The following is a 23,508-nucleotide window of genomic DNA, read 5'->3' on the forward strand; positions in this document are numbered from 1 at the left end:
TTTCCTGTTGGTTACTGAACGAAAAATTCCGGTAAGTGAGATGATTCCATGAGCTGTTACGGGCTACTTTTTATGAAGTATGAAATTAGGGGAAGTTCCTACTGGTTTATTTTGACATAGTATGCGAAGATACCCGAATAGATAGAATTAAGAAGGAGCGAAAGCAAAATGGACAATACGGTTTCTATTAAACTTCAGAGTATTGAAGGGAAAAATCCTCCTATATGGGCAATAGGGAAACAAAACATTCGTTTTTGGTACTATGAAAATGAACATGGGGAGCAGTGGGTAGCTAAACTTGATAAAGAAACTCTAAAAGTTTCAGGTTTAGATATAGGATGGAAAGAGATTGAACTCACACTAGAGCAGGTGGAAGCTGAGAGAGAGCGCATTACCGAAAGATTACTACTGCTTTCTATCTCTAAAATTCCTAATGTTGGGGAAACATTTGCACGTTCTTACATGGAGACAGCTACAACTCGTCAAACCTCTGTTCAAAAACTTCCTCTTTCTGAATGGATTCTTAATAACGGAGAAATGCTTTGGATTGCCTCAGTTTTAACTGCCGCTATTCCATATATGAAATGGGAGAAAGAAAAAAATTAGTTTCAGATTGTTAGCACCTACGTGGTGTATTTTTTTTATTTAATAACTTAAACTAGCAGGTGAGAAGGAATGGATCACAACTTCCTATCAGACAAACAGATTTCAGAGATCGAGGAAAGGTACAAGAGTCTGCAGCAGCTCATGATGATGGATGTAGATGCGCTGATTAAAGAGGTACGTGCATATCGGGAGCTACTGAAGAATACGGAGAAAGAAAAGCTTAAATCAATGGGGACAGCACGATTGGATCAACTACGATTGGATCAACTACGAGTGGATGAAGAGATGCTGAAGGATTATCATGATGTTCTAACTCCTAAGGATATTCAAAAGATACTTGGGATTAGCGTCAATCACGCTTACGAATTAGTAAACTCTGGTCAATTTCATGTGGTTCGGATTGGACGATTATTCAGAATATCAAAAACGGTTTTTCTCCGCTGGTTAAAGGGACAATGACGGCTAGAAAAGTGGTGCCGAATCTGGTGCCGAAACGTAAAAATGGGCACCAATAAGAGCTAATGCCTAATAAACATATCAACCAACAGAATGCTGTAATATCAAGGTTTATTCAACTTCAACAAAACATAACAAAACTGGTCTGGCGTCTTGACAGGGTGGGGGTCGCTGGTTCGAACCCAGTCCGGATCACCATATATCGAATGATGAAACCCTTGATAATCAAGGGTTTTTCTTATGTCCTCATCCATCCACCCTGACAACATAATCCCTCTACATTGTCGCTTGACAACATTTTGACAACCTTTATTCAACTAAATTCATTTTGAGCGTTTCTGTTTCATCATTTTCTCGAAGTTGTCAGCAGCATCTTTTTGCATATCCGGCATGACATGGCTGTATACATCCATTGTAATTCAAACCCGGCTATGCCCAAGACGTTCAGATACAACTTTAGGATGCTCGCCCATCTGTAATAACATAGTGGCGTGAGTGTGACGTAGATCGTGAAAACGAATGACTGGGAGGCCGATTTTCTTCGTGATTCGTTCGTAGTGTCTCAGTAGGTTGCGAGGGTCTTGTGGTCAGCCGTCATCGTAGCAGACAACTAGATCATTATCCTCATAGCCCTCGCCAAACTGGAGCCGTAATTTGTTTTGCTTTGCCTTATGTAGTTTCAATTCATGCAATATAAACTGAGGGATCGCAATTCGGCGTTTTGCACTTTTGGTCTTTGGTTCTTGAAAGATGATGCCTTGATTAGAAGGCCGATAGAGAGTTTGCTGAATGCTAATTTTAGCATGTTCAAAGTTAATGTCTTTCCAACGCAAGCCGAGGAGCTCTCCACGCCTCATGCCAGTATAGATAGCCAGAACGAACGCAATGTAATACTTGTCTTTCTCAGCATAAGATAAGAACTCATTTGCTTGCTCAGGCGTCCAGGTGATGATTTCCTTTTGTGTGAGTCGACGTTATCCATGATGTTTTTAGGAATGAGCTGCCACTTTACTGCTTGGTTCAGGGCCTTTTTTAATACATCATGGATGTATTTGATCAAGCAGTACAGGTCCTTGGCGGCAAAGATGGACAAGCTTACCAAGACAGTAGCTTGCGAGGAAAAGTATTTTCGTCAATTTGGCGGGATTTCAAGGGATACTTCAGCGTTGACTCATATCGAAATACTCGAGTGCTTGATCTGGAAAGGCGAAGGAATACATCAATGATTGGCGACCACAGGGAAAACTCCTTCGAGAAATTGAAGATGTCAATAGACAGTTGGCGTTTTCGTAGGGGAGGAAGATACCATGAAATGTGCATTTTGTGATGAAGAGATCGTGGGGGACAATCCAGAGTGGATATTGGTAAGCAAGAAGCCATCTGTTGATCATTTTTGTACCTTGGGATGCCTGTCGGGGCATGTAGATGAAATGGCAATCAAGGCGGAAGAGAAAAACGGATTGATACACAAGATCAATTGAGTTAAAAACGGCACTTAATGCGGATCTTCTTTTCCAGGATCAATCCTACGAGGTTACCGATAAATTCGAACACAAAGATTATTAGTTCCACTGGCTTCACACTCCAATTACTCATCTTGTATTTAAATACGAATGTTACAGAAATTGGTTTCAATGCATCTTCACAACAAAATGCTCAGGGAGATAAGGAGGAACAAGTTACGAGCGAGTACAGAATTGATTTGGGCGGGGGACCCGTAGCGAATTGGCGGGAATTGAAGGTTGAAATCGAAAAGCAAAACAGTCCGTTCGATGAATACTATTACGTTTACCGCGAAGATGATCCGGAGGATGCGTACATTTTCCTATCGGATACTGAATTGACCGACTGGCTTGAACAAAAATATCACGATTGGGGTTACTGGGAATGCAAAGACCTTGAGAGCTACATGGATGACATCAAGGTTTGGCAGTTGATACCAAAAAGCACTGTTGAGCGCTGGCCTACCCTATATCGGAGCGCCAAGTCAACAAGCATTGTAGTTGATGACGAGCAATACTATCGCAAAACAAAAGGAATCAACCCAGAGTTCACGATCACAATTTCGCTAAGTTGAGTACTTTACAAAATGTGTATTTAGTGCAGGAACTATCGTTCCTTTCTGAAGCGAATGTATCGACTTTCTTTTACCTGATCCGAATAGATCTTCCGTCGTTTCTCAATTGCTGGGAGTTGGTGAAATGTGATCTTCGACAAAAGGCAAAGAAAAAAATAAGGGATGAGGGGGCTCTGATCATCACGATGGATTAACTGTTGATTCTTCAAGTGTGACACCACCTTTTAGTTTCATGATATCACCAAACTTTGGAGGTTAATAATAAGAAATCAGCCATACTAATTTTACTTAATAGTTATTGAATTAAATGAATCAGTTGGCTCCAATTGTTGGGATCCATTTCCATTAATTCGCCGATCTTCTTTATTGCTTCGAATACATCGTTTTGGATAATAATTCTCTCTTCAATAATAGTTGAACAAAGATGTTCCAAGGCAACGCCCCATTCATTGTGATCCAATAGCTCGAAAATGATGTCCATATCTTTTTTTGGCATTCCACTAGTTTCTTTTACAATCCGAATTATATTTTGACTTTGATTGGGATACATCATTTTCACCACCTTACTGTGATTATAGCAGGAATGGGGAAACAGCTTAACACAACGGTAATTTAGAAAATGTACTCTAAGGCTGTCAGAAATATCCCGAAGAGCAAGAGTATCCAGCCAATCACTACTGTTATGTAGGTTAAAAGCTTCCAGATTCCATAAACAGAGCCTTTTCGTAAACTAATACGACTCCACAGAATCATCCATAATCCCATCAGGGCCGCTTCATTTTGAAGGACTGGAAAAGCAACGCAAATTAATAGACCTGTGATGAAACCTAATAATATTAATTTTAATGAGCGAGTCATATAAAGTACCTCTCGAATTCCAGATTTATGTTTCAAACAATATATGCATTAAAATGATTATTCCTTGAAGTAAATACAAAATTTTACACAATACACGATTTATTAAATGAGAATTAAGAAAAGGGTAGGTGGTGTAGGTGAACGATAAGCTGATCGAACGTGTTTGCGAAAAATGCCCCGCTACTCAATGGGGCAAGAAATCGATCTGTAGTGTCCATAACCTCCACGTTGGTAAAATCGAAACCTGCCCGGAGTGGGACAATTACATCATAGAGAATCAAGGGTTAATGGATCGGAGCGGGCAGCTCGCCTTTATCAATCTCGAGCCAGCTCTTGAAGTTGTACAGAAGGTAGAGGAAGAATCAAGGATTACCATTGGATGGTGAAAGAGGTTGAGCGTCTAAGGAAGGAAATCGACAAGGCGATATTTTCGAATCCATCGATACAAGAGAAATTGGTCGCTACCTATGGTGATACAGGAGGCATGCCAAGCGGGAAAGGGTTACGCCTCTCCACTTTGACCATTTCGGAAGAGCGATACGAAAAGCAAATCGAGCGAATGAAAACCCTTGAGAACAAGGTGCGGCAAATCAATGATTTCGCAATCAGCTTGGGCGATAACAAGCACCGGACAGTCCTTGAATGTATGATGGACGGGATGCGTATGAACAGCATTGCCCGACATGTAGGAGTTTCCCGACAACGATTAAATGAGATGAAGCGGGATATCGTTAACCGATTAGCAAAGGAGCTGTACAGTGAGGAATTGTTAGGTTCCTGAAAGGTTGGCGGACTGACGTTTTTAAAGAAGAGCAGATGCATAAATACTCAGGCAATCCATGATGAAGAAGCCCTCGGGAATGAACCGAGTGGCTTTTGTGGTTCTAAAAACCTATGGTTATAATGGTGTGTTTGTTACTTTATGTCTATTGTTAGTGTGCGTTCCACATCCGATCCTCATTATGTGGGTATTATTTCCTTTTTATATATAGATTGGATATCGGATGTATCGATCAACATGAGAATCTCCCATCTGTATAGAAACCTTTACAGAGAGGAGGAGACTGTTTGCCCAATATTGAAGGTATCAATATCCAGCAGTCAAGTGCTGAACGCAAGAGCTACGTGGTTGTGGGAGCCATTTTATCATGCAGCAGCGGAAGTAAACAGAGTCGGTTAAAAGTGCCGTTCAGCCATGGTGTTTTTGTAAAAGGAAAGCCGCAAATGAATATCATGGATTTCGTTCCTAACGTTAATATCATGCCATTTGGAAAGTGTAGCAGCTTAAAGAATCCCACAGTCGCTTCTGCCACAGCAGCCAATAATGGTGTACTTACACCAATGCCATGTACACCTTTGACGACAATGCCATGGATTGATGGGAAAGCGGATAACCTGGTTGATGGCCACCCCGCATTGTTGAATAAATCAACCAATATGTGTTTCTATTGTGGGCAGATCAAGATTGAAGATGACGGGCAGGATTTGGGTGGTGTGACGATAGGAAATCAGTCGTCAGCAAATAGCGGGCCGCCTGCTGCTGGTTTTGGACAAGGACCAGCTTGCGAAAAGCCGCAGGAAAAGCCTAGCATGTGGGATAGTTTCGTCAAAGGAATCTCGATGCTGGGAGATGTTCCTGCTGCGATGCAAAAAGCGGCAAGTGAGTTGCCAAGCGCTTTGGAGAAAGCAGCAAATGATTTGCCAAAAGGTTTACAGAAGGCGGCAGAGGATTTACCTAAGGGTGTTGGAGCATTTGTAAGGGAAGGCTTTATCGAGCCAATACAAGAAGATTTGGATACGTTGCGGGATGATAAAGTTGATCTAGCGGATGGAATTGCAATTGGCGGACTTGCCTTGGGTGTACTTACGCTGGGGAGAAGTAAAAACATTAAGGATTTTGTGGATGCTGCAAGGAAAGGGAAGAAGAGAACTGGTGGAGGTCAAAACAATTTAAGGAAGATTAAAGATACTAATGGTCTACGTAATGAGCTACCTTTAACTGAGAGCCAAATCAAGGAACTTACAAATTATGCTGAAAAGTTAGGGATGCCGAAGGAAAACATTAATGTAGCAGGTCCTGATGATACCTCCCCGACAGGGTTATTATTTGATACGATTCTAAACATTAATAATGACGTTCTTCCTTCAAATGCAGCAGGGAAATTGTCTGCGAATAGCAGAATTACTGGAAAAGCAACCATAGCACACGAAGTAGTAGGGCATTATGAAGCGGGTCTAGCTGGAAGGTCCTTCCAAGTCATGGATGAAGAACTTAGGCCCATTATTAGGAATTTTGCGTTGGATGAAGCACAAGCAAGTATACGTGCTGCAAGGTTTGCTCCTGATTTAGCACAAACAGAAAGAAATATGCTTTTACGCGATGGAATATCTAGGCTACGAAACGCAGGAATCAGAATCAGAGATGTAAGGGAATTACTTTTCATTGATCGTCGATAGAAGGGAGAAAATCTTTTGGAAATAATGAGATTAGATAATGTAGTTGATATGCCCGGGCGGGGGTTGGTGCTAATCGTTAGCTTTGTTGAATCAGATACACACGACATTACACAACTAAAAAGAATAGTTGGTTCAAAGATAGTCGTAAGCAGCGTGAATGGAACGGATTTCGAATTTTGGGTTAAAGATATTAGTGTGTCATTTTCGATTTCAAATAGCCCACTTATAGGAATAAATATTCAAGAACGAGTGAATGTCGAGGAAATAAAGAAGGGATCAATAGTTTATTTCAATAGGGATTTGTCAGACGGTAATCCCATAGAGTAGAGTGTAGCAATGGATAGTATCTAGGACGATTTTACGATGATCATATCATACAGATTGGCTTCGATGGAGAAATATGTTCACTATACTTTTGAAAGGTTTACAAATCTGACAGACCTGACGTTCTTGACGGTTTTTGCAAGTCAATTAAAAAGCGCTCTATACTAAGGCTACGCACGATGACTAAACCGCTCGAGGGAATATAACCGGGCTGTTTTTGCTTTGGTCCGACAAGTTTGAAAGGAGGGAAGATTATTGAGCCAGTCGGTATACAAGTCACGGCGTTGGAAGCGGAAGCGGGAAGCTATCTTACGAAGCGATAAATACATGTGTCAGGAGAGTAAGCGGTACGGTAAGACTGAACCAGCTACTACTGTGCATCATATTTACCCGTTGGAGTTTTACCCTGAACTAGCGTTCGTGGACTGGAACCTTATTTCTCTTAGTGACAAGCAGCACAACGCTATGCATGAGAGGGTGACTCACGAGCTAACGGCATTAGGACTAGCTTGGCAGGAAAGAGTTCGTTCAAAGTTTGAGGAAAAATATCCCCCCACTTTTTAAAATTTTTTATTTTTTTCCGTGGACCGACTCGGCCAGCCCTTTCCAATAGCGCGAGTTCTGGGAAAAATTTTTTCGGGAGGTGATGGCGGTGGCTAAAGTGACGAAAGCGGCGGTGAAACGCACGACCATTCGTGATATGAAAAGCTTGGGAACGTACAAAAAAGAGTACGATCGGATCATCGAAATCTATGCAGAACTGGTGGAGCAATACGCTGTTTTGAATGGGCGCTTTGCTTCGGAGGGGTACCAATACGAAGTTTCAACGGCGGATGGTAGTACGAAAAAAGCGCCTATCGTCGCTACACTCGAATCCCTCCGAAAAGATAGTTTGGCGTACACGGATCGCTTGTGCTTGAATCCGAAAACCATCGACGGAATCAAGATTGAGAAGAAAAAGACGTCCGCGCTGGCTGCAGCGCTAAGTGGACTTGAGTGAGGCAAAGAACCTTGACGTTGTAATGAAGTACGCCAAGAGCATTGTCAAGGGTAGGAAGATCGCTGGCAGAGAGTTGGTTCAAGCGTGCCGACGATTTCTCAAAGACTTAGAAAACCCGGAGTATGATTTTCGAACGAAGGATGCAGAGTTTGTTATCGGCATCATCGAACGAACCTTTGTTCACGATAAGGGAGAGGCACTAGACGGGACGCCGTTACGCGGTAAGCCGTTCCTTCTTGAACCTTGGCAAAAGTTCATCATATACAACCTGCTAGGATTTTTTAGAGCAGGCACCGAGGAACGCCGCTATAAAGAGGCGTTTATTTTTATTCCTCGCAAAAATGGTAAGACTCGGCTTGTTGCCGCGCTGGCTTGGGCGCTCGCTTTACTTAGTCGCCGATCAGGGATGGTCAAGACCCTATTTAGTAGACAATGAAAAAAATACCTAGGCTGCAAACTGGCGTCGGTACTGAACCGGCGTCAGTTTGTTTAATTTTCTTTGTGGTCGATTGTTATTGTAAAAATGGATGAATTCCTCGATTCGTCTTTGTACCTCATCCATAGTTCGTATATCATAAGAATAGAGGGCTTCTGTCTTGAGATGAGAAAAGAAGCTTTCCATAGAGGCATTGTCGTAACAATTGCCTCGACGGGACATGCTGATTTGGGCGCCAACCTTTGGCACATGTCGTGATAAGCGTAGGACGTGTATTGGAATCCTTAGTCGCTGTGAACGATCAATCCAGTCACGTCCTTATGTTTTTCAAATGCTTTGAGAAAGGTTTGTAAAACAAGGTCATTATCATTTCGAAGACTCATGTGATATGCCACAATTTCATTATTAAACAGGTCTTTTATAGCTGAAAGGTACAACCATTTGTCACATACACGATACTGCGTCATATCTGTTACCCATTTCTGATTTACGAGTTGGTATTTGTCTTGTACACCTCCTTCTTCGTAATTTTTAACCACTTTTTTAGGACAGCATTCTCCATTTCTAAAAGCTTCAAGTAACGATCTTTATCTACATACTCCTTACGGCGTCCACGGTGATCCATCAGTCCAAAATCGCCATACAACCGGAATTGCCTCATCCACACTTTCAGCCGTTGAACATCCACTATCCCCAATTCATCAGCCACTTGCTGTTTCGTCATTCCCTGTAGCCTCATCTCAATAGCTTTCTTCTTCAACGCATAACTAAATGACTGGAATTTTTGCCCCTTTTTAGCCACGAAAAAGCACCCCCTAAAATATTCATCGGTTTTAACACCAGGGTGTTTTTCCAATGTTTACTTTAAGGGGGGTACTACAGTAGACAAGGGGCTTTTCTTTTTTTGTCACTCGTCATAAAACAGGAACAAATGTTCTTGGTGAAAAGGGTGATTAGATTTGCAGTCTGACATTGAGCGGAAGGTATTAAGCGTGATCGGAAACTATTCGGCAGATCGGCGTAGAACACCAACAGTAGATGAATAGTGTATCAAGACAGGTCGTGATAGAGGTGGCATCATAACAATACTAGAAGTGCTTTTAAAAGAGGACTACATGGAGTGGCATAAGTCAGAGCTAGATAAGATGGACGTGTTCGAAACGTGGGAACGAAAGGGACGGTTTTGTGACTAAGCATATCAAACCTAACGAAATACACATACTGATACTAATTTACTAATTTTCTATTTTAATATTTAGTTATTTAAATATTTATAACTATTAAATGTAAATAACGATGAACATAATGGCATATTTTTAGTAGTTATAAATATTTCAATTGACAATGATAATCATTCTTTTTATTATTTATTACGTTCATAATTTCATACTACTTTTTGAAAGAAGGAATTTATATTACAACACGTAGAATCATCTCAAAAATTCATTTATGGCTTAGTATGCTAGCAGGGGTTTTTATAGTACTCATTGGCTTAACAGGAAGTTTGCTTGTGTTTGAACCTGAAATAAACAGCATGCTGCATCCTAATTTGTATAAAGTAACGGAAGGTGAAAAAGTTACGTATCAGCAAGCCTTGCAGGGTGTATCAGAAGCACATCCAAAAGGTCAAATTGATCGTGTATACACTCCAAATGAACCTAACGCTCGAGGAGTTTATTTATTCCGCCTTAAAGAAGGAAAGGAACAACTAAACATATTTGTAGATCCAGGAACAGGATACATAAATGGAACATTAGGGGATAAAGGATTATTCAAGCTAATAACGGAGTTTCATGAAAAGTTGCTGTTAAAAGATTTCAATGGTGAGAAAATCATCGGTATGATTGGATTTATTTTCTTTTTCATTACATTATCAGGATTATATTTATGGTGGCCAGGGATAAAAAAATGGGCACGTGGGTTTATTTTAAGACGTAATGCCAACCCTTACGTACGGCAATATGATCTACATAAAGTCATTGGTGGAGTTTCCATTCCGTTTTTATTGGTTGTTTCGTTAACAGGAGCACTTTTCGCGTATGATGACATGATTTTTGGTTGGTTTGGTGCAGAAGCAAAGGTGATGCCTCCAGAAGAGCAGCTTATCTCAAAAGCTCTTCCCAGTGGGAAACTTCCACTTGATGAATTGTTCAGTAGGGCTGAAAAAGAAGTACCTCAGGGAACACTTATGCAGGTTAGAATGCCCAAAAAGGTGGAAAGAGGAAACCCAGAAGGCGCAGTGGAATTTCGTATCAGCAATTCATTTGATCCAGGCAATGGAAATGTAAAAGTATGGATAGATCAGTATAGCGGAAAAGTAGTGGGCAAGCTAGATCCACATGTTAATAGTGGGCTTATGTATCAAACATGGCACCTTCCATTACATACAGGTAGTTTTGGTGGATTATTTACTAAAATTTTGTATGCCATCGGTGGTCTTACTCCATCTATACTGATGTTCACTGGAGTCTATATGTGGTGGTATAAGAAAAAGAACAAACGGAAACAGAAAATCGACAAAGCCGTAGTATAAACACATGACGACGATGTTAAATCCCGTGTAACCTAACCTGAAATAATGAAATTCTTATGCCTCTCGTAAAACATTTTGAAATGAGAAAACCTCCAGCAATTAAAGTTTCTTATTCAACTAACGGGGTGCTTTAGTGAAATAAGGAATACAAAATTAATCAAACTTTATTAAAAAATCTCATACTTAAGTAAAAAAGGTTTAACTCCATTTTGATTAATATTTTTCAGAATGGAGTTTGTTTAAACGAGCTATTTAAAAAATCTGATTTCAAATCAATCATTACTCAATAATAGAAAGGCTTAGGAGTTGTTCCTAAGCTTTTTTTGGGTTTTAAATGAAAGAAATGTAATGAATATATCATTGGTTTTATGTAGTCAAAAAGATTCTTTTGTTAGCGTTCGGTACATCGATCGCATTCGCTACCCTTCGTACTGTAACAGGGGCCCCAGTCTTTTTTTCTTGCGATTCCCGTTCAGCAATACGGGCTAATGCTAATGGACGTAAATGTACTTTCGCCCAGCCGCTGATATTCATCTTTTTTGTGAGCTCCCACATTTCCTTTTCGAGCGGATCGTTCAAGTTAAAGCATACCGGCTTTGTTTCGGTTGTCATGGCTATCCCTCCCGTTGTGTTGTGCAGCGCTGTGTGATGCTGTGCTACTAGTAGAGAAATGTCACTCGTATTTAGTGTGGCATTTTTATTTGAGAGAAAGGAGTGGGAATGGTTGCAGCTTGTTCTACCGTATGTGCACCTTGAAAACTATCAAATCTACCCAAAACATGGTAATCTTCCCTTATAAGAAGACGATACGAAATACGCGACGATCAATGGGATCAAATTACGATGTTGAGAATATTATGATCGACTAGGAAACCGAGAATTTGGAGGATTACTTCAGTCAATATAAGCATGGGGCGACAAACTGCCTACAAAATGGAAGAAGTTTGGCGTATCCGTATATGAATAAAATGATAGAAAATAAAGGAGAAAATACACGATGGGAATCATGGCCTGTTACTTATCATTAAACGATGCTTTAGCGGATGAAGTTGCCCAGTTAGACAATTCCCATATCGTTGGGAAGATCGAGGAGCTTATGGAAAAACAACGCTGCCCCGTGTATGAGATGGATAAATTATGGGACGGATTGCATTATCTGCTAACAGGGATCTCTGCCTCACAGCCGATTGAGGACAATCCATTAAGCGAGGCTATTGTCGGAGTCCACGTGCTGGATACTGAAGAATTCGTAAGCGTCATTGGCTCTGATGAGCTTCCTCGCATTTTAGAAGCTCTTCATTCTATGGATAGGACCGTCTTGCAGCAACAATACAAGCCAGCCGATTTTAGAGCGAAACAGATTTATCCAGATATTTGGGTGGACGATGAAGCTGAGGAACGTTTCGCAGAACTTATAACGGAACTTAACCAGTTAGCTCATTTTTATGAACAAAGCCTTGCCCAGGGGCATGACATATTGATCAGCATTTATTAAAACCGCTTCTCTTTCATCGGTGTATGTCCAGAAAAGCTATTTGTTTCACTCATATCGGAGTAATGTGACGCTTTTCCTAGTGTATAGTTATAGCATAGAAAGTTATTCACCAGCCGCCTACGGGCGGTTATTTTTTTTCTCCATGACCCGGCAGCAGCTCATACCCAGATGTCGAGCCACCCTGATTACATAACTCCCAAGAGATTGTCGCTTGATAACATTTTAACAACTTTGATTCAACGAAAGCAACCTGAACGTCATTTTTTCATATTTCTCTCAAAGTTGTCAGCAGCTTCCTTTTGTATTTTTAGCACCGCATTGCAAGATTAGCCTATTGTAATTCATGTTGCAGGTATATCGAGCGGGGCAGATTCCGCACCGACAAGGCGGCATTTTTAAAACAAAGGTATATTTGTTATTTTATACCTATTGTTCTTGACCTTTCTATATCCGATATCTCAAAACAAGGGCATTGTTCCCTTATATATATTGGATATTTAACATATCGATCACCATGAGTCTTCCATCTGTATTGAATCCTTTACAGAGAGGAGGAGACTGAATGCCCAACATTGAAGGTATCAACATCCAACAATCAAGTGCAGAACGCAAGAGCTACGTGGTTGTGGGAGCTATTTTATCTTGCAGCAGCGGAAGTAAACAGAGTCGGCTGAAAATGCTGTTCAGCCATGGTGTTTTTGTAAAAGGGAAACTGCAAATGAACATCATGGATTTTGTTCCAAATGTAAATATCATGCCCTTTGGAAAGTGCAGCAGCTTACAAAATCCCACAGTCGCCTCAGCCACGGCAGCTAACAACGGTGTACTTACGCCAATGCCGTGCATACCTCTGACAACAATGCCATGGATAGATGGGAAAGCGGAACAAAATGGCCGGTGACTATCCGGCATTGTTAAATAAATCAACAAATATGTGTTTCTATTGTGGGCAGATCAAGATCGAAGATGACGGGCAGGATTTGGTGGTGTGACGATAGGAAATTATTCGTCAACAAATAGCGAGTCGTCTGCTGCTGGTTTTGGACAAGGACCAGCTTGCGAAAAGCCACAGGAAAAGCCTAGCATGTGGATAATTTCGTCAAAGGAATCTCAATGCCGGGAGACGTTCCTGCTGCGATGCAAAAAGCGGCAAGTAAGCTGCCAGGGGCCTTAGAGAAAGCTGCTAATGACTTGCGAAAAGGTTTGAAAAAGGCAACAGAGGATTTACCAAATGGTATTGAAGTGTTTGTGAAGGAAGGCTTTATCGAGCCAATGCAAGAAGACTTGGATATTTTGCGGGATGGTAAAGTTGATCTTGCGGATGGAATTGCAATTGGTGGACTTGCCTTGAGTGCACTTACGCTGGGCAGAAGTAAAACATTAAGGATTTAGTGGATGCTGTAAGAAAAGGAAAGAAGAAGACAGGTGCAGGTCTTACAAGAAGTACCGGGGATTCTACTAGTTCAATGGATCCAGTTAAATTTGATAGGATGAAAAAGGCATTTGAAAAACAGGGGGGAATAATTGACCAGTCAGAAGAGGCAAAAAGATATTTAGATTACCGTGGGGCAGAGGCTGTCACTTGGAATGAGAAAACAATACAATTAAGGCAGAATCCAACGATACCCGATCAAACGCCAAGAACAGTACTGACCGTAGAAATTGAAGCTGCCGAAAAACTAATAAAATACTGAAAAGGTTACGGCATTCCTAATATTGAAACAAGGGATATTGAGGAGGCGAGAATATGTTTTCAATTGAGGTCAAAACAGCTTTCTTTATCAAGGTTGCCAATATAGTCGCTATCGAAGGAAAGCCTAATGGGGATCTTAAGGGTAAAGTTCTTCATGATGAAACCGATAATTCAAAGTCTTATAATGTAAAAGAAGTTGCATTGGTTAACGGGCGGGAATACATTAGTCCCATAGAATCCATAACTCTTCAATTAGAGCCTGGAGACTATAATGCCGAGGATTTAATAGGAAAAAGATTGATAAGCTACGATTAAGAATTGATTGCGAAGTTTACTAATAATGGGGCTTTTTTCTCCTGAGGGATAACCAGTGCGGTGTCAATCCCTCATATAAGTAGTAAATTTGTTTAGGTTATCTAACAGGTTGACACATCTGACGTTCTTGACGTTTTTTGAAAGTGGATCGATAAACGCTCTATCTAAGGCTACGCACGATAAATAAGCCGCTCGGGTAAAGTACCGGGCGGCTCTTTTGTTGAAATGGTAAGTGAAGAGCATAGCGGGAAAAAATTCTGTCGTAAGTCAGGGGGTTCCAAGTTAACAGCGGGCCGTCTGCTGCTGGTTTTGGACAAGGACCAGCTTGCGAAAAGCCTAGCATGTGGGATAATTTCGTCAAATGAATCTCAATGCTGGGAGACGTTCCAGCTGCGATGCAAAAAGCGGCAAGTGAACTGCCAGGGGCCTTGGAGAAAGCTGCTAATGACTTGCCAAAAGGTTTGAAAAAGGTAGCAGAGGATTTACCAAAGGGTATTGAAGTGTTTGTGAAGGAAGGCTTTATCGAGCCAATGCAAGAAGACTTGGATACGTTGCTGGATGAGGATATCAATCTTGAGGATGCACTTGCAATTGGTGGACTTGCCTTGAGTGCACTTACGCTGGGCAGAAGTAAAAATGTTAAGGATATAGTGAATGCGTTTAAGAAGGGAACGGGCAAAACCCCTGTCCCTACAAAACCCGGTGGGGGAAGCAATGCCAAAGATTTTGTCAATCCACATTCTGAAAAGCACCTGTATGACCCAAGTAGACCATCTACCCCTAATAGGTCACAATATGGGAAAGATGTTAATGTACAGAAATTAAGGCAAGAAACAATGACTAATTCTGATAAGGCATTTTCAAACTTGCCAAATCCTAATAATCCGAATCCAAACCGGATAACCAAGTATTATAAACAATTTGACGGAAACATCAGTACACCTGATACTCCAACGGGAAGTCACAGAGTTTTTGAACACCTAGATGACCCTACCAGAAGTTCACACTTCCCTTATGTGCCAAGAAATAAAGAATGAGTGGGTGAGAGAAAGTGAGTTTATTGTTGTATCATGCTTATTTACCTGAAAATCACACACATTTTGTTTCGGAAGAACAAGTCATGCAAGAAGGAATACAATACTTTACAAAGTCTAATAATCGTTATAGTAACGGTGGTAGAGTAAAAATTGAAAAGACTGAAAGTTTGAGACCTTTTGGTATACCTGAATGGGTTAATTTTAAAGAAGCTATAGGTGTTGATATAGCTAATCGCTTTTTTAAGTCGTTTTGTTTTCCTGTGTTTACGGATAAAACTCTCGTATTTGATAGTGAGATATCCATCTCTATTTATGACCAGGCGTTCTACGATGATTTCAAGGATTTTGATGAAGAAGCCTTGAACTTTGACACAGGAGAAAGCATTGAGCATTGGATTAAGTTGTATTGGAATAGCATGGTGACACTGCAAGAATACTTGTTAAAAAGACCTTATCCAAAACCAGAGATATTAGTGTTTGAGTCAATACCTAAAGAGATTATTCGAGTGTGTGAAGAAAAATCGTAAACTATGATTTGATGCTTGATACATCTGACATTACTGACGGTTTTTGAAAGTGTATCAATAAACGCTCTATACTAAGGCTAAGCTCGATGCATAAGCCGCTCGGGTAAATAACCGGGCAGTTTTTGTATACTCATTATGGACATCTCTCCACATTTGGATCAAGATGGTAAATGGGGAGGCGGAAGTGTGCTTGATATATTTACATGGGTAGTGTCATTAATTCAATTCTTGAAAATGCTGTTAACAGAGACTCCAATGTGCTTACTGTTTATGACGCCATTGGTGTTATTTGTAATTGAGAATAGGGCAAGTATTGCTGAAATTTTGAATTAGCACCTAATTGTGGTGCTTTTTCTTTTGTTCTGCTACGAGATGCAATCACAAGATTGAAAAATGCTGGACTCCGTATACGATCGTTAAGGACGAACTTTATATTCAAGGCAGATAAAAAGGGAGTGTTTTAAATGCAAAAGTTAATGGACGTTGGAGATGTGTTTGAATCCAAAGAACATGGAACTATTATAGTTGGAATTAATCCTATTCTCGCTTCTTTAGATAGGATTGGTGACTGTATTGTAGTTCGGACACCTAAACACAAAGAGTTAGAATTGGAAGTTGTTTCAGTTCAAGTCTCTAATTCACCGACTGATAAAAAAATGCTAGGGATATGTCTTGGTAAATCGGTTAAACCGTCAAATATACCATTAGGATCGGTGGTATATACAGTTTCATAGTCAAAAATAATGAAAGCTTGCTTTTCGTTAGATAAAATTACGATGAATAAGTCGCCTAGATAAATAAGTATGTCTTAAGTCATGGAAACGTATTTTTGGAATGTCCACGCTCTTTAAGACTCGTTTGTATGTTCTGTTCAGATTCCGGGGGGATTTGTATGTCCTTAATGTCGTACAAACGACAAGCTTATTATCTTGATAACTTCTACCTCAAGCTTTATTCCCTTCAAAAATCACACTTCTGTACTTAGGTGACGCAGTGCCACTCTAAAATGTCAAAACTGGTAAATAAAAGCAGGAACCTGTCCTTTTTCGTAGAATATAACCCTCATATAAGTAATTGAGGTGAAAACGTTACATGCTGTTTGTCCTATTTTCAACATTGGAATACCTCGCGATATTTGCTCTTATGACTACGCTATTTCGATTTGGTTTTTTGGTGCATATCAACCGAATTCTCTTTGTGAGTCTGGTATTAATGCTTTTCTCGTTTGGGCTACGACAATTTACGCCATATGGAGACTACGCAACCATAGCTCAAGTCGCGATTATCTTTGGGGCATTAATCTTGGTATGGAACGTGAATTGGGGACATGCTGCCTTAATGACTATGATAACAGCAGGAATCTACTTGGGAATTCAGATGGTGGAAGTGTTCTTCCTGTCCGTCATAGGAACCCTAGAGACAATCGAATCATTACGGGATCGAACCATCTACACGGGGTTTATATTCCAGACAATCTCCGCATTCCTTACCTTTGCATTATGCTTTGGACTCCGGAAATGTAGACTGCAATTTACATTTGTCAGGGACGGAGCGCCGTTCTCTCTTTACCATAGAGTCAACATGGTGATTTTGTCACTGATCATTGTAACAGGTGTATTGATAACGGTCTTGTTTAAATTAGCAAGTACATATGGAATTGCTTCCTTAGTGTGGATTTTCTTTGGGATGGCAATCGGAATCACGATACTGGCATGGCTGGCTATAAAAAGGGATGGGGAATATGATTGAAACTCTTGCTGAAAGAATAGCAATCCAACTAAAGGCGATCAATCCACATGAAACGAAGTCAGTCCCTACCATGAAATTTGGGTTAATCCTTATCATCAACATGCTGCTCATCATTACGAGTAGCCTTACCATTTCACTCATGATAGGGACATTTCAAGGTACTTTACTTACACTGGCCGGATTTTTAGTACTACGTCAATTTTCAGGAGGTTTTCACTATTCATCGTCTGTCTACTGCACCATGACAAGTATAGTGGGAGCCGTATTCATCCCTGTCATTCCCCTACCTAATGATTTTGTCACCCCGATTATTATCATCACATTAGTCTTAGTAGCACTTTTTGCACCGCAAGATATGGAAATGCAATCACGACTATTCAAACAGAACCAGACTTTTCTCCTTAAGACCATCTCAATTATCATCGTCAGTTCATTATTTTACATAGGCAGCGAGACACTGATTAAGACCTTCTTTGTGCAATCGCTGACGCTAATTCCACTGAAAGGAGGTGGAAAAGATGAGAAATAAGGCGATGATGTTCGTAGCGAAGCATGTTTCAGTAATTGCTTCATTTGTTGCGGTATTGGCGGTAACTACAGCATCCTTCGGTTTCGTGGGGAAACCTGAGATTCCAGAGGAATTAAAGAAATAAGGGGCAATGAACGGTGACAACTGGTTGCCGCATTGCGACTCTGTAAATCTTAACTTTGTAAACAGAACATTGTATTGTACTTATAGACTGCTTCTTTCAGAGCGTTACAAATTATCTAACCCCCTTGGTAGACAAGGGGGTTTCTTGTTTTTTGAGCCTAATTCGTTGACGCCAACAACGCTGTTTTGTGAATCGTTAATGAATGGAAGTGGGCTGTCTCTTATTCAGAGAATCGATTTTTGAGACAGCCCTTTTCGCTTAATGTTTAATGAAACTTAGAAAGAGCGAATTTAGCTGTAAAATTCATTTTTTTCATATAGGAAGAATTCGCTCCAGCTTGAAATTGTACTGAAATATTGCCGTCTTTTTGTGCTTGGAATACGCGTCCGTAAGGTGAATTAGCTTGGTATGTACCAATCACTTGATTATCCGCATCAAAGACTGTATAAGAAATCGGGAATCCTGAATTGTTTACAAAAATCGTAAGTTCGTCGCCCTTTTTAAGCGAAAAAGATTCCTTTTGTGTCACTTCGTATGAACTCAGAGAATAGTATTTTGTAACCTCTTGCATGTCTAAAACCGTTGTTGCTGCGCTAGCTTTTGAGACTTCCAATCCTGGCAAAGATACACCCGATAGTACTGCAATTCCTAATGCCCCTGCTAAAATGGCTTTTTTCATAATCGTAATGCCTCCTTTTTTGCTCATTCATGAGCGAAAGTAAATATTTGGAAATTATAACCATTATAACTTCGGTGATAACGGTTATCAATAACTTTTTTGAAATCTCTCACGGCGTGATAAACAAGGCATAAAAAAAGAGAGTGATTCCATTGAATCAACATCCCCCTAAAAACGGGACACACATCCCCGTATCCGGACAAAATCCCTCATTCTCCTCGCACAACCTCTCCGTAAACCCAGGCTCCTCCAGCGCCAGAAATTTAAAATAACAAACAATTTCATGATTCCTTACAGCTACACTATTCAATTGAAAATCCAACAAATACTTCCGATCCACATGCTGATAGTACAATCCTTTCTTCGTAAACGGAGACGGGTACACCTTGGACGGCAAAGTCGGAATAATATCATGGACATTCACGATCCGAACACTGTTCTTTACAGTCTCATTAAACCGCGAAGCAAAGACCGGATCTCCGACACGCGGGCTCCCATATGTATACACAAAAGGATGCGCAAACTTTGTATTCAACGCAATATCCAAACCAGCAAGTGCGGCCAACCCTCCCCCTAAACTGTGCCCCGAAACAAATAGTCTTTTCGATCTAGGGAGCTTGCTCAACTCCCGAATCAATTCATCTCGCGCGGATTGATATATACAAGTAAACCCACGATGGGTCATTCCTGCCTTTCTGACAAAACGATAGGGGACTTGATACAAATCTTGATCAGACTCATTGTCGTTAAATGTGCGTGTACCCCGAAAAGCAACAACGATACTGTCTGATGACTCGGCTACAAAACCAAATACCTCCGGCTCCGGCTCCTCAACACCAGCCAATGCTTGAATCGTCGCGCGCTGACGATAACCTTTTGGCAAGATAAGTGAATCTGCTTCAAAAAGCTGATAGGCCTGATGGATCATGGCCGCAAGTAAAATCGCATCTTCGCTGTTATAAATACGAACGATCATTCATGTGTCTCCCTTTCTGGGGTTCCAGACTGTAAAAGCTAGCATTTGCCTTGAAACGGAATACACGTATCGGTATCGGGACAAAACCCTGGGTTTTCCATACAGAGCGTTTGGGCGTAATCAGGGTCAAGCTGTGTGAGGCTATGAAAATAGCAGGCGATACTATCATTGCGAGGCGTATTATTCAGTTGAAACGAGAGAGGAAACTTGCTTTTTACATGCTGATAATAGATGCCTTCCTGGGTAAAAGGAGGCGGATACTTTTGATCGGGGAAGGTAGGGAAAGAGTCGTGAACATTGACAATGCGTAGACTATTGGCAACGACTTTATTGAAGCGTGAAGCGAAGTGGGGGTCACCAATACGCGGACTCCCATAGGTGTAAACGATTGGGTGCCTAAACTGCGTGTTTACCGCAATATCGAAAGCTGCCAGTACTGCTAGCGCACCGCCGTAGTTGTGTCCGGTTATAAACAGCTTTTTAGATGCGGAAAACTGATTTATTTTTCTAACGAACCGATCCCGTGTTGATTGATAAAGGCATGTAAATCCACGTGAGGTTTTTCCTGCATCTGTAACAAAAGGATAAGGGACTTGTAGGATGTCATAGGCTGCCAAAAGGTCTGCTGGATATGCTGCGTACCCTCTGAAGGCAGCGATGATTTCATCTTTTGATTCTGCCACAAAACCATACAGATGTTCAGTTGGATTCTCTACGTCAGCAGAAGCGCGAATGGTGTATCGGAGTTGAAAACCTTTGGGTAAGATAAGCTTCCCTTCAAAATATAATGGATAAGTCTGGTAGCTCATGGCCGCAAGGAAAATGGCAGCCTGACTAGTAAACATGTTGTCTTCGTCCGAGAAAACCATGTAGACAAATTCCTTTCCGAACAAGAATAGATCGAACTCTTGTCTGTCCCTCCCAAATGAAAGCAGGGAAATCCTATTCGAATGATACTTATCATGAGCTTATGTTTTTAGGGTGGAATGCGTGCTTGTATGAAGAAAATAGCCAACTAGCCGTTCGGAAGTCTGATGAAAAAAGGCGAAATCATCATTCCATGGCTCGGTTCTGCCTGGGCGCACCACTATCCAGGCTGGAAGCAAAGGTGATTCCGAGAGCGGGCGAGATGTGGAGGGATGTACGAAGGGAAAAATAAAAAAGTAAGGACAAGAGAATTCCTTACTTTTCAAAACTTATCTTTCCGAATCAACAAATAAACAATCAACCCTATAATCGGAAAAACCAATAACGCAACAAGCACGATAATGGAGAACTCATTGCTATTCCCTCGTCTCCTCGCATCACGGTATGCCCAAATACTGATCACAATATTCAGCACGTTCAAAAATAAGAAGAGAAGGACCGGAAGAAGCATAATAAAGGTAGAGGGACCAACGCCTACACTAACCAAAGGATCACCTGCTTTTGAATATTTTCAAGACCTTCCCAATTATATAAAAAGATGAGGGAATTGTGTAATGGATTTATTCTATACGTAGACTCGGTCAAAAAGTAGAAGAATAGCCTAGTCGATAGAATATGTAAAAATTGGTATAATCGGAATGTATTCTTTCTACTTTTTACCATACTCGGAGGCGTGTAAGCATTGAGAAAAGCTTCGAACAAAATAAAATGGCTGTCGATGCTCTGCATGGTCGCATTGATAGCTGGGTGTCAACAGGAAACGATCAAACCGATCACATCGGAGAACACCGGCAAATCAACAGAGACCACAGCAAAACCAAGCCCTACTCCAGCCGTCACACCAAATCAAGAAACGGAGAAAGAACCAACAACTAAACCATTTCCAACCGCTAGCCCGGAAGAACAACAAAAAGAACCCCTGTCTCCTTATCAAGTTCTCCATAAAATACGTGAAATAGAAAAAGTGAAAGGGGGAACATATCAGGGGGAGTGGAAAGAGGATGAATACACATTTCACCTACCCGACAAGGACGGGGATCGCCGAAACGCCCGCTACTATGAACGTTCGACTCACCATGTAAAAGTAATTGGAAAAGAGGGTTTGAAGTATTTCTATCATCTTTTTGATCCCGCTACTTATCCACAGACAACCGTGGAGGCGGAAAGGATACAGGTGAATCCGGAAACATGGCAGCAAATGGACAAGATCGAGCAGAAGCTGTATACAAGCGAGGATACATTTCACGCCGAATGGTCGCCGAACTTTCAAGCAGTTGCCTATTATAAGGGAACTACCGAAGAGGGGCAGGCATACATTTGGAAGGTTGGCAACGATTTACCCTCCCCAATAAAAGAGGCTGCCATCGATCGCTATTTCTTTACATGGTCTCCCGATTCTACGTATCTCTTATTGGATACGGGAACGAGCCGACATCGGGGCGGACAAATCTATCAAGTGGCAAACGATAAAATGAGTGAGCCTTTTTCGTATATTTCCCAATTCCATTTCTCACCAGATTCGAAATGGGCAGCATTTTCTTTAGGAAGTGGGAGAGTTGCTAAAGAAAAATACGGGATGGAGGACGAAGAGACAGAAGACATATGGCTGTATGATTTGGCTACCATGAAGCAGGAAAAGCTGCTTCAGTCCGATGATCACACGGACTACTTCCCACTCGAATGGAAGAGTGAAACCGAGCTTCTTTATTGGAAGAAAGATTATCAGAAGAATAAGGAAGAAGAGTTAACGGTGACGATTCCTCAGAAGTAGGAACCCAATACACTCTATGGGATGTAGAGGGTATTGGCTATGTTTTGGAAGGAAACTTCCCCCGAACCTCCTCTAGAAAAGCCTGCATCGCCGGGGCCAAATAACGATTTTTCATATACGCCAAATAAACCGTCCGCTCCAACGCAGGCGAATCAATCGTTTTCCGAACAAGCGAAGCATCTGTTGATCCAAACAAATAGTTCTCCGGAATAATCGTAACCCCCAGATTCTCCCTCACTAACGTCAACGCGGTTTCAAAGCGCTCAATCTCAAATTTAATTTGCGGGTTGACTTGTTCAAATGAAAAGGCGGTTAAAATATCCTCTCTCGTCTGAAAGCCCTCTGTACTAATGATGAATGGCTCATTAGCCAAGTCTTTCAACCGAACCGATTCTTTTTCCGCCAGAGGATGATCCTTGTGCAGGACCAGCATTAAGCGCTCATCGTACAGAGGACGGGATTCGATATCTTCTTCATCGATGAATTGGTTGGTTATGAGCAAATGCGTATGATACTTCCGCAGTGATTCCTTTACAGCTTTCCCGCTCAGCACCTCGATTAGCTTGATGTTAATAGAGGGAAAACGCCCCTGATATCCACGAATGACTTTTGGAATCCAATGCTTTACGGACTCAATGATGCCGATGATGAGATCTCCGCTCCCGGTCAGCTTTACTTCTTCCATCTCTTTTTTCAGCATGTTCATTTGAGAAAGAAGCAGCAACGATTTCTGATACAAAATTTTACCAGCATCCGTCATTTCCATTTTTCTCGTATTTCTCTCTAGCAGAGGAGAGCCGACTTCTTGCTCCAGATTTTTGATCGCGTTACTCAAGGAAGGCTGTGAAATATGCAGCTTTTGTGCGGCTTTGGAGTAGCTCAACTGATCACAAACTGTCACAAAATAGTGCAAATGTTTAATATCCATCTGGATCGATT

At 41.2% G+C, this 23,508-nt stretch carries 31 protein-coding genes and 4 pseudogenes; 24 read left to right on the forward strand and 11 right to left on the reverse strand.

All coding sequences use genetic code 11. The annotated features are described in order from the left end of the window. Positions 1–168: 168 nt before the first annotated feature. Together E8L90_RS03315 and E8L90_RS31210 are read left to right on the forward strand one after the other, a co-directional pair. A complete protein-coding gene (locus tag E8L90_RS03315; RefSeq protein WP_137027984.1) occupies positions 169–606 on the forward strand; it encodes a hypothetical protein in 438 nt (145 codons plus the stop codon). A 69-nt stretch (positions 607–675) separates the two neighbouring features. Then, positions 676–1,065, forward strand: coding sequence for a helix-turn-helix domain-containing protein (locus E8L90_RS31210; RefSeq protein WP_341870806.1), 390 nt, complete (start codon positions 676–678; stop codon positions 1,063–1,065). Positions 1,066–1,481: 416 nt separating this feature from the next. Here the strand turns inward: E8L90_RS31210 and E8L90_RS30580 are convergent. Then, positions 1,482–2,015: pseudogene (locus tag E8L90_RS30580) on the reverse strand (site-specific integrase). Between the two features lie 89 nt (positions 2,016–2,104). Between E8L90_RS30580 and E8L90_RS31285 the strand changes: the two are divergent. From E8L90_RS31285 to E8L90_RS03335, 3 genes are all read left to right on the forward strand, one after another. Then, positions 2,105–2,389 carry an ORF6C domain-containing protein gene (locus E8L90_RS31285; protein WP_137027985.1) on the forward strand — a complete coding sequence of 95 codons (285 nt, stop codon included), beginning with the start codon at positions 2,105–2,107 and terminating at the stop codon, positions 2,387–2,389. Further along, positions 2,370–2,543: a hypothetical protein gene (locus tag E8L90_RS30085; protein ID WP_167497577.1), complete on the forward strand. Its 174-nt coding sequence runs from the start codon at positions 2,370–2,372 to the stop codon at positions 2,541–2,543. The genes E8L90_RS31285 and E8L90_RS30085 overlap by 20 nt, the downstream gene beginning before the upstream one ends. A 254-nt stretch (positions 2,544–2,797) precedes the next feature. After that, complete coding sequence (locus E8L90_RS03335) at positions 2,798–3,139, forward strand: hypothetical protein (RefSeq protein ID WP_162309034.1); 342 nt, start codon at positions 2,798–2,800, stop codon at positions 3,137–3,139. Between the two features lie 295 nt (positions 3,140–3,434). Here E8L90_RS03335 and E8L90_RS03340 read toward each other — a convergent pair whose 3' ends face one another. Beyond that, positions 3,435–3,692 (reverse strand): MafI family immunity protein, encoded by a 258-nt coding sequence (locus E8L90_RS03340; RefSeq protein WP_137027987.1) that lies wholly within the window; start codon positions 3,690–3,692, stop codon positions 3,435–3,437. A gap of 442 nt (positions 3,693–4,134) precedes the next feature. On the opposite strand from E8L90_RS03340, the gene E8L90_RS30585 reads away from it, so the two are divergent. The 6 genes and pseudogenes from E8L90_RS30585 to E8L90_RS03375 all read left to right on the forward strand — a co-directional run. Continuing rightward, the gene (locus E8L90_RS30585; protein ID WP_244297142.1) at positions 4,135–4,383 is read left to right on the forward strand and encodes a hypothetical protein; all 249 of its coding nucleotides are present in this window, start codon (positions 4,135–4,137) and stop codon (positions 4,381–4,383) included. Further along, complete coding sequence (locus tag E8L90_RS30590) at positions 4,377–4,778, forward strand: hypothetical protein (protein ID WP_244297143.1); 402 nt, start codon at positions 4,377–4,379, stop codon at positions 4,776–4,778. Before E8L90_RS30585 ends, E8L90_RS30590 begins: the two co-directional genes overlap by 7 nt. 287 nt (positions 4,779–5,065) lie before the next feature. Next, positions 5,066–5,482, forward strand: a pseudogene (locus E8L90_RS31215) (DUF4280 domain-containing protein); the annotation flags it as partial. A gap of 996 nt (positions 5,483–6,478) precedes the next feature. After that, positions 6,479–6,781, forward strand: a complete 303-nt coding sequence (locus E8L90_RS03360; RefSeq protein ID WP_137033251.1) for a hypothetical protein — start codon at positions 6,479–6,481, stop codon at positions 6,779–6,781. Between the two features lie 643 nt (positions 6,782–7,424). Beyond that, positions 7,425–7,778 (forward strand): P27 family phage terminase small subunit, encoded by a 354-nt coding sequence (locus tag E8L90_RS03370; RefSeq protein ID WP_137027991.1) that lies wholly within the window; start codon positions 7,425–7,427, stop codon positions 7,776–7,778. 22 nt (positions 7,779–7,800) lie between these two features. After that, positions 7,801–8,184: pseudogene (locus E8L90_RS03375) on the forward strand (terminase large subunit domain-containing protein); the annotation flags it as partial. A gap of 39 nt (positions 8,185–8,223) precedes the next feature. Here the strand turns inward: E8L90_RS03375 and E8L90_RS31290 are convergent. The 3 genes from E8L90_RS31290 to E8L90_RS03390 all read right to left on the reverse strand — a co-directional run bounded on the left by E8L90_RS31290 (position 8,224) and on the right by E8L90_RS03390 (position 9,016). Continuing rightward, a complete protein-coding gene (locus E8L90_RS31290) occupies positions 8,224–8,436 on the reverse strand; it encodes an IS3 family transposase (RefSeq protein ID WP_162309035.1) in 213 nt (70 codons plus the stop codon). 62 nt (positions 8,437–8,498) lie between these two features. Beyond that, positions 8,499–8,681 (reverse strand): DDE-type integrase/transposase/recombinase, encoded by a 183-nt coding sequence (locus E8L90_RS31295; RefSeq protein WP_137027993.1) that lies wholly within the window; start codon positions 8,679–8,681, stop codon positions 8,499–8,501. A 20-nt stretch (positions 8,682–8,701) separates the two neighbouring features. Continuing rightward, complete coding sequence (locus E8L90_RS03390; protein WP_137027994.1) at positions 8,702–9,016, reverse strand: helix-turn-helix domain-containing protein; 315 nt, start codon at positions 9,014–9,016, stop codon at positions 8,702–8,704. Positions 9,017–9,610: 594 nt separating this feature from the next. On the opposite strand from E8L90_RS03390, the gene E8L90_RS03400 reads away from it, so the two are divergent. Beyond that, positions 9,611–10,747, forward strand: coding sequence for a PepSY-associated TM helix domain-containing protein (locus E8L90_RS03400; protein ID WP_279633643.1), 1,137 nt, complete (start codon positions 9,611–9,613; stop codon positions 10,745–10,747). Positions 10,748–11,113: 366 nt separating this feature from the next. Here E8L90_RS03400 and E8L90_RS03405 read toward each other — a convergent pair whose 3' ends face one another. Further along, positions 11,114–11,359 carry a hypothetical protein gene (locus tag E8L90_RS03405; protein ID WP_137027995.1) on the reverse strand — a complete coding sequence of 82 codons (246 nt, stop codon included), beginning with the start codon at positions 11,357–11,359 and terminating at the stop codon, positions 11,114–11,116. 385 nt (positions 11,360–11,744) lie between these two features. On the opposite strand from E8L90_RS03405, the gene E8L90_RS03410 reads away from it, so the two are divergent. The 11 genes and pseudogenes from E8L90_RS03410 (at position 11,745) to E8L90_RS03460 (ending at position 18,216) form a co-directional block, all read left to right on the forward strand. Further along, positions 11,745–12,242 carry a YfbM family protein gene (locus tag E8L90_RS03410; RefSeq protein WP_137027996.1) on the forward strand — a complete coding sequence of 166 codons (498 nt, stop codon included), beginning with the start codon at positions 11,745–11,747 and terminating at the stop codon, positions 12,240–12,242. Between the two features lie 562 nt (positions 12,243–12,804). After that, positions 12,805–13,234: pseudogene (locus tag E8L90_RS03415) on the forward strand (DUF4280 domain-containing protein). Between the two features lie 94 nt (positions 13,235–13,328). Then, positions 13,329–13,634 (forward strand): hypothetical protein, encoded by a 306-nt coding sequence (locus E8L90_RS03420; protein WP_137027997.1) that lies wholly within the window; start codon positions 13,329–13,331, stop codon positions 13,632–13,634. Further along, the gene (locus E8L90_RS03425) at positions 13,634–13,936 is read left to right on the forward strand and encodes a hypothetical protein (RefSeq protein WP_137027998.1); all 303 of its coding nucleotides are present in this window, start codon (positions 13,634–13,636) and stop codon (positions 13,934–13,936) included. Before E8L90_RS03420 ends, E8L90_RS03425 begins: the two co-directional genes overlap by 1 nt. A 53-nt stretch (positions 13,937–13,989) precedes the next feature. After that, positions 13,990–14,250 carry a hypothetical protein gene (locus E8L90_RS03430; protein ID WP_137027999.1) on the forward strand — a complete coding sequence of 87 codons (261 nt, stop codon included), beginning with the start codon at positions 13,990–13,992 and terminating at the stop codon, positions 14,248–14,250. 395 nt (positions 14,251–14,645) lie between these two features. After that, positions 14,646–15,287: a hypothetical protein gene (locus E8L90_RS30595; RefSeq protein ID WP_244297144.1), complete on the forward strand. Its 642-nt coding sequence runs from the start codon at positions 14,646–14,648 to the stop codon at positions 15,285–15,287. Positions 15,288–15,301: 14 nt separating this feature from the next. After that, entirely contained in the window at positions 15,302–15,814 is a 513-nt protein-coding gene (locus E8L90_RS03440) for a DNA polymerase III (protein WP_137028000.1), read from the forward strand. A gap of 464 nt (positions 15,815–16,278) precedes the next feature. After that, entirely contained in the window at positions 16,279–16,548 is a 270-nt protein-coding gene (locus E8L90_RS03445) for a hypothetical protein (protein ID WP_137028001.1), read from the forward strand. Positions 16,549–16,906: 358 nt separating this feature from the next. Then, entirely contained in the window at positions 16,907–17,563 is a 657-nt protein-coding gene (locus E8L90_RS03450) for a hypothetical protein (RefSeq protein ID WP_137028002.1), read from the forward strand. Next, entirely contained in the window at positions 17,556–18,092 is a 537-nt protein-coding gene (locus E8L90_RS03455) for an accessory gene regulator ArgB-like protein (RefSeq protein WP_137028003.1), read from the forward strand. Before E8L90_RS03450 ends, E8L90_RS03455 begins: the two co-directional genes overlap by 8 nt. Then, a complete protein-coding gene (locus tag E8L90_RS03460; RefSeq protein ID WP_137028004.1) occupies positions 18,082–18,216 on the forward strand; it encodes a cyclic lactone autoinducer peptide in 135 nt (44 codons plus the stop codon). Before E8L90_RS03455 ends, E8L90_RS03460 begins: the two co-directional genes overlap by 11 nt. Positions 18,217–18,481: 265 nt before the next feature. On the opposite strand, the gene E8L90_RS03465 is transcribed toward E8L90_RS03460, so the two are convergent. The 4 genes from E8L90_RS03465 to E8L90_RS03480 all read right to left on the reverse strand — a co-directional run bounded on the left by E8L90_RS03465 (position 18,482) and on the right by E8L90_RS03480 (position 21,249). Then, positions 18,482–18,895, reverse strand: coding sequence for a hypothetical protein (locus E8L90_RS03465; protein WP_137028005.1), 414 nt, complete (start codon positions 18,893–18,895; stop codon positions 18,482–18,484). A 157-nt stretch (positions 18,896–19,052) separates the two neighbouring features. Then, positions 19,053–19,871 (reverse strand): lipase family protein, encoded by an 819-nt coding sequence (locus tag E8L90_RS03470; RefSeq protein ID WP_137028006.1) that lies wholly within the window; start codon positions 19,869–19,871, stop codon positions 19,053–19,055. 38 nt (positions 19,872–19,909) lie between these two features. Next, the gene (locus tag E8L90_RS03475; protein ID WP_137033255.1) at positions 19,910–20,740 is read right to left on the reverse strand and encodes a lipase family protein; all 831 of its coding nucleotides are present in this window, start codon (positions 20,738–20,740) and stop codon (positions 19,910–19,912) included. 320 nt (positions 20,741–21,060) lie between these two features. Beyond that, on the reverse strand, positions 21,061–21,249 hold the full coding sequence (locus E8L90_RS03480; RefSeq protein ID WP_137033256.1) for a PLDc N-terminal domain-containing protein: 189 nt from the start codon (positions 21,247–21,249) through the stop codon (positions 21,061–21,063). Positions 21,250–21,480: 231 nt separating this feature from the next. Between E8L90_RS03480 and E8L90_RS03485 the strand changes: the two genes are divergently transcribed. Next, positions 21,481–22,569, forward strand: a complete 1,089-nt coding sequence (locus tag E8L90_RS03485) for a hypothetical protein (protein WP_137028007.1) — start codon at positions 21,481–21,483, stop codon at positions 22,567–22,569. A gap of 37 nt (positions 22,570–22,606) precedes the next feature. Here E8L90_RS03485 and E8L90_RS03490 read toward each other — a convergent pair whose 3' ends face one another. Beyond that, complete coding sequence (locus tag E8L90_RS03490; protein ID WP_137028008.1) at positions 22,607–23,497, reverse strand: LysR family transcriptional regulator; 891 nt, start codon at positions 23,495–23,497, stop codon at positions 22,607–22,609. Between the last annotated feature and the right edge of the window lie 11 nt (positions 23,498–23,508).

Origin of the sequence: Brevibacillus antibioticus, assembly GCF_005217615.1 — a bacterium.
GTDB lineage: Bacteria > Bacillota > Bacilli > Brevibacillales > Brevibacillaceae > Brevibacillus > Brevibacillus antibioticus.

What these genes read in the sequence shown, in the direction of transcription:
- E8L90_RS30590 (WP_244297143.1), top strand. Translation starts at nt 4,377, where the DNA reads ATGGTGAAAGAGGTTGAGCGTCTAAGGAAGGAAATCGACAAGGCGATA.
- E8L90_RS31285 (WP_137027985.1), top strand. Translation starts at nt 2,105, where the DNA reads ATGGATGTATTTGATCAAGCAGTACAGGTCCTTGGCGGCAAAGATGGA.
- E8L90_RS03315 (WP_137027984.1), top strand. Translation starts at nt 169, where the DNA reads ATGGACAATACGGTTTCTATTAAACTTCAGAGTATTGAAGGGAAAAAT.
- E8L90_RS03405 (WP_137027995.1), bottom strand. Translation starts at nt 11,359, where the DNA reads ATGACAACCGAAACAAAGCCGGTATGCTTTAACTTGAACGATCCGCTC.
- E8L90_RS03370 (WP_137027991.1), top strand. Translation starts at nt 7,425, where the DNA reads ATGGCGGTGGCTAAAGTGACGAAAGCGGCGGTGAAACGCACGACCATT.
- E8L90_RS03430 (WP_137027999.1), top strand. Translation starts at nt 13,990, where the DNA reads ATGTTTTCAATTGAGGTCAAAACAGCTTTCTTTATCAAGGTTGCCAAT.
- E8L90_RS30085 (WP_167497577.1), top strand. Translation starts at nt 2,370, where the DNA reads ATGAAATGTGCATTTTGTGATGAAGAGATCGTGGGGGACAATCCAGAG.
- E8L90_RS03465 (WP_137028005.1), bottom strand. Translation starts at nt 18,895, where the DNA reads ATGAAAAAAGCCATTTTAGCAGGGGCATTAGGAATTGCAGTACTATCG.
- E8L90_RS03340 (WP_137027987.1), bottom strand. Translation starts at nt 3,692, where the DNA reads ATGATGTATCCCAATCAAAGTCAAAATATAATTCGGATTGTAAAAGAA.
- E8L90_RS03450 (WP_137028002.1), top strand. Translation starts at nt 16,907, where the DNA reads ATGCTGTTTGTCCTATTTTCAACATTGGAATACCTCGCGATATTTGCT.
- E8L90_RS30595 (WP_244297144.1), top strand. Translation starts at nt 14,646, where the DNA reads ATGCAAAAAGCGGCAAGTGAACTGCCAGGGGCCTTGGAGAAAGCTGCT.
- E8L90_RS31290 (WP_162309035.1), bottom strand. Translation starts at nt 8,436, where the DNA reads ATGTCCCGTCGAGGCAATTGTTACGACAATGCCTCTATGGAAAGCTTC.
- E8L90_RS03410 (WP_137027996.1), top strand. Translation starts at nt 11,745, where the DNA reads ATGGGAATCATGGCCTGTTACTTATCATTAAACGATGCTTTAGCGGAT.
- E8L90_RS03460 (WP_137028004.1), top strand. Translation starts at nt 18,082, where the DNA reads ATGAGAAATAAGGCGATGATGTTCGTAGCGAAGCATGTTTCAGTAATT.
- E8L90_RS03455 (WP_137028003.1), top strand. Translation starts at nt 17,556, where the DNA reads ATGATTGAAACTCTTGCTGAAAGAATAGCAATCCAACTAAAGGCGATC.
- E8L90_RS03445 (WP_137028001.1), top strand. Translation starts at nt 16,279, where the DNA reads ATGCAAAAGTTAATGGACGTTGGAGATGTGTTTGAATCCAAAGAACAT.
- E8L90_RS03480 (WP_137033256.1), bottom strand. Translation starts at nt 21,249, where the DNA reads ATGCTTCTTCCGGTCCTTCTCTTCTTATTTTTGAACGTGCTGAATATT.
- E8L90_RS31210 (WP_341870806.1), top strand. Translation starts at nt 676, where the DNA reads ATGGATCACAACTTCCTATCAGACAAACAGATTTCAGAGATCGAGGAA.
- E8L90_RS03360 (WP_137033251.1), top strand. Translation starts at nt 6,479, where the DNA reads ATGAGATTAGATAATGTAGTTGATATGCCCGGGCGGGGGTTGGTGCTA.
- E8L90_RS31295 (WP_137027993.1), bottom strand. Translation starts at nt 8,681, where the DNA reads ATGACGCAGTATCGTGTATGTGACAAATGGTTGTACCTTTCAGCTATA.
- E8L90_RS03470 (WP_137028006.1), bottom strand. Translation starts at nt 19,871, where the DNA reads ATGATCGTTCGTATTTATAACAGCGAAGATGCGATTTTACTTGCGGCC.
- E8L90_RS03475 (WP_137033255.1), bottom strand. Translation starts at nt 20,740, where the DNA reads ATGGTTTTCTCGGACGAAGACAACATGTTTACTAGTCAGGCTGCCATT.
- E8L90_RS03490 (WP_137028008.1), bottom strand. Translation starts at nt 23,497, where the DNA reads ATGGATATTAAACATTTGCACTATTTTGTGACAGTTTGTGATCAGTTG.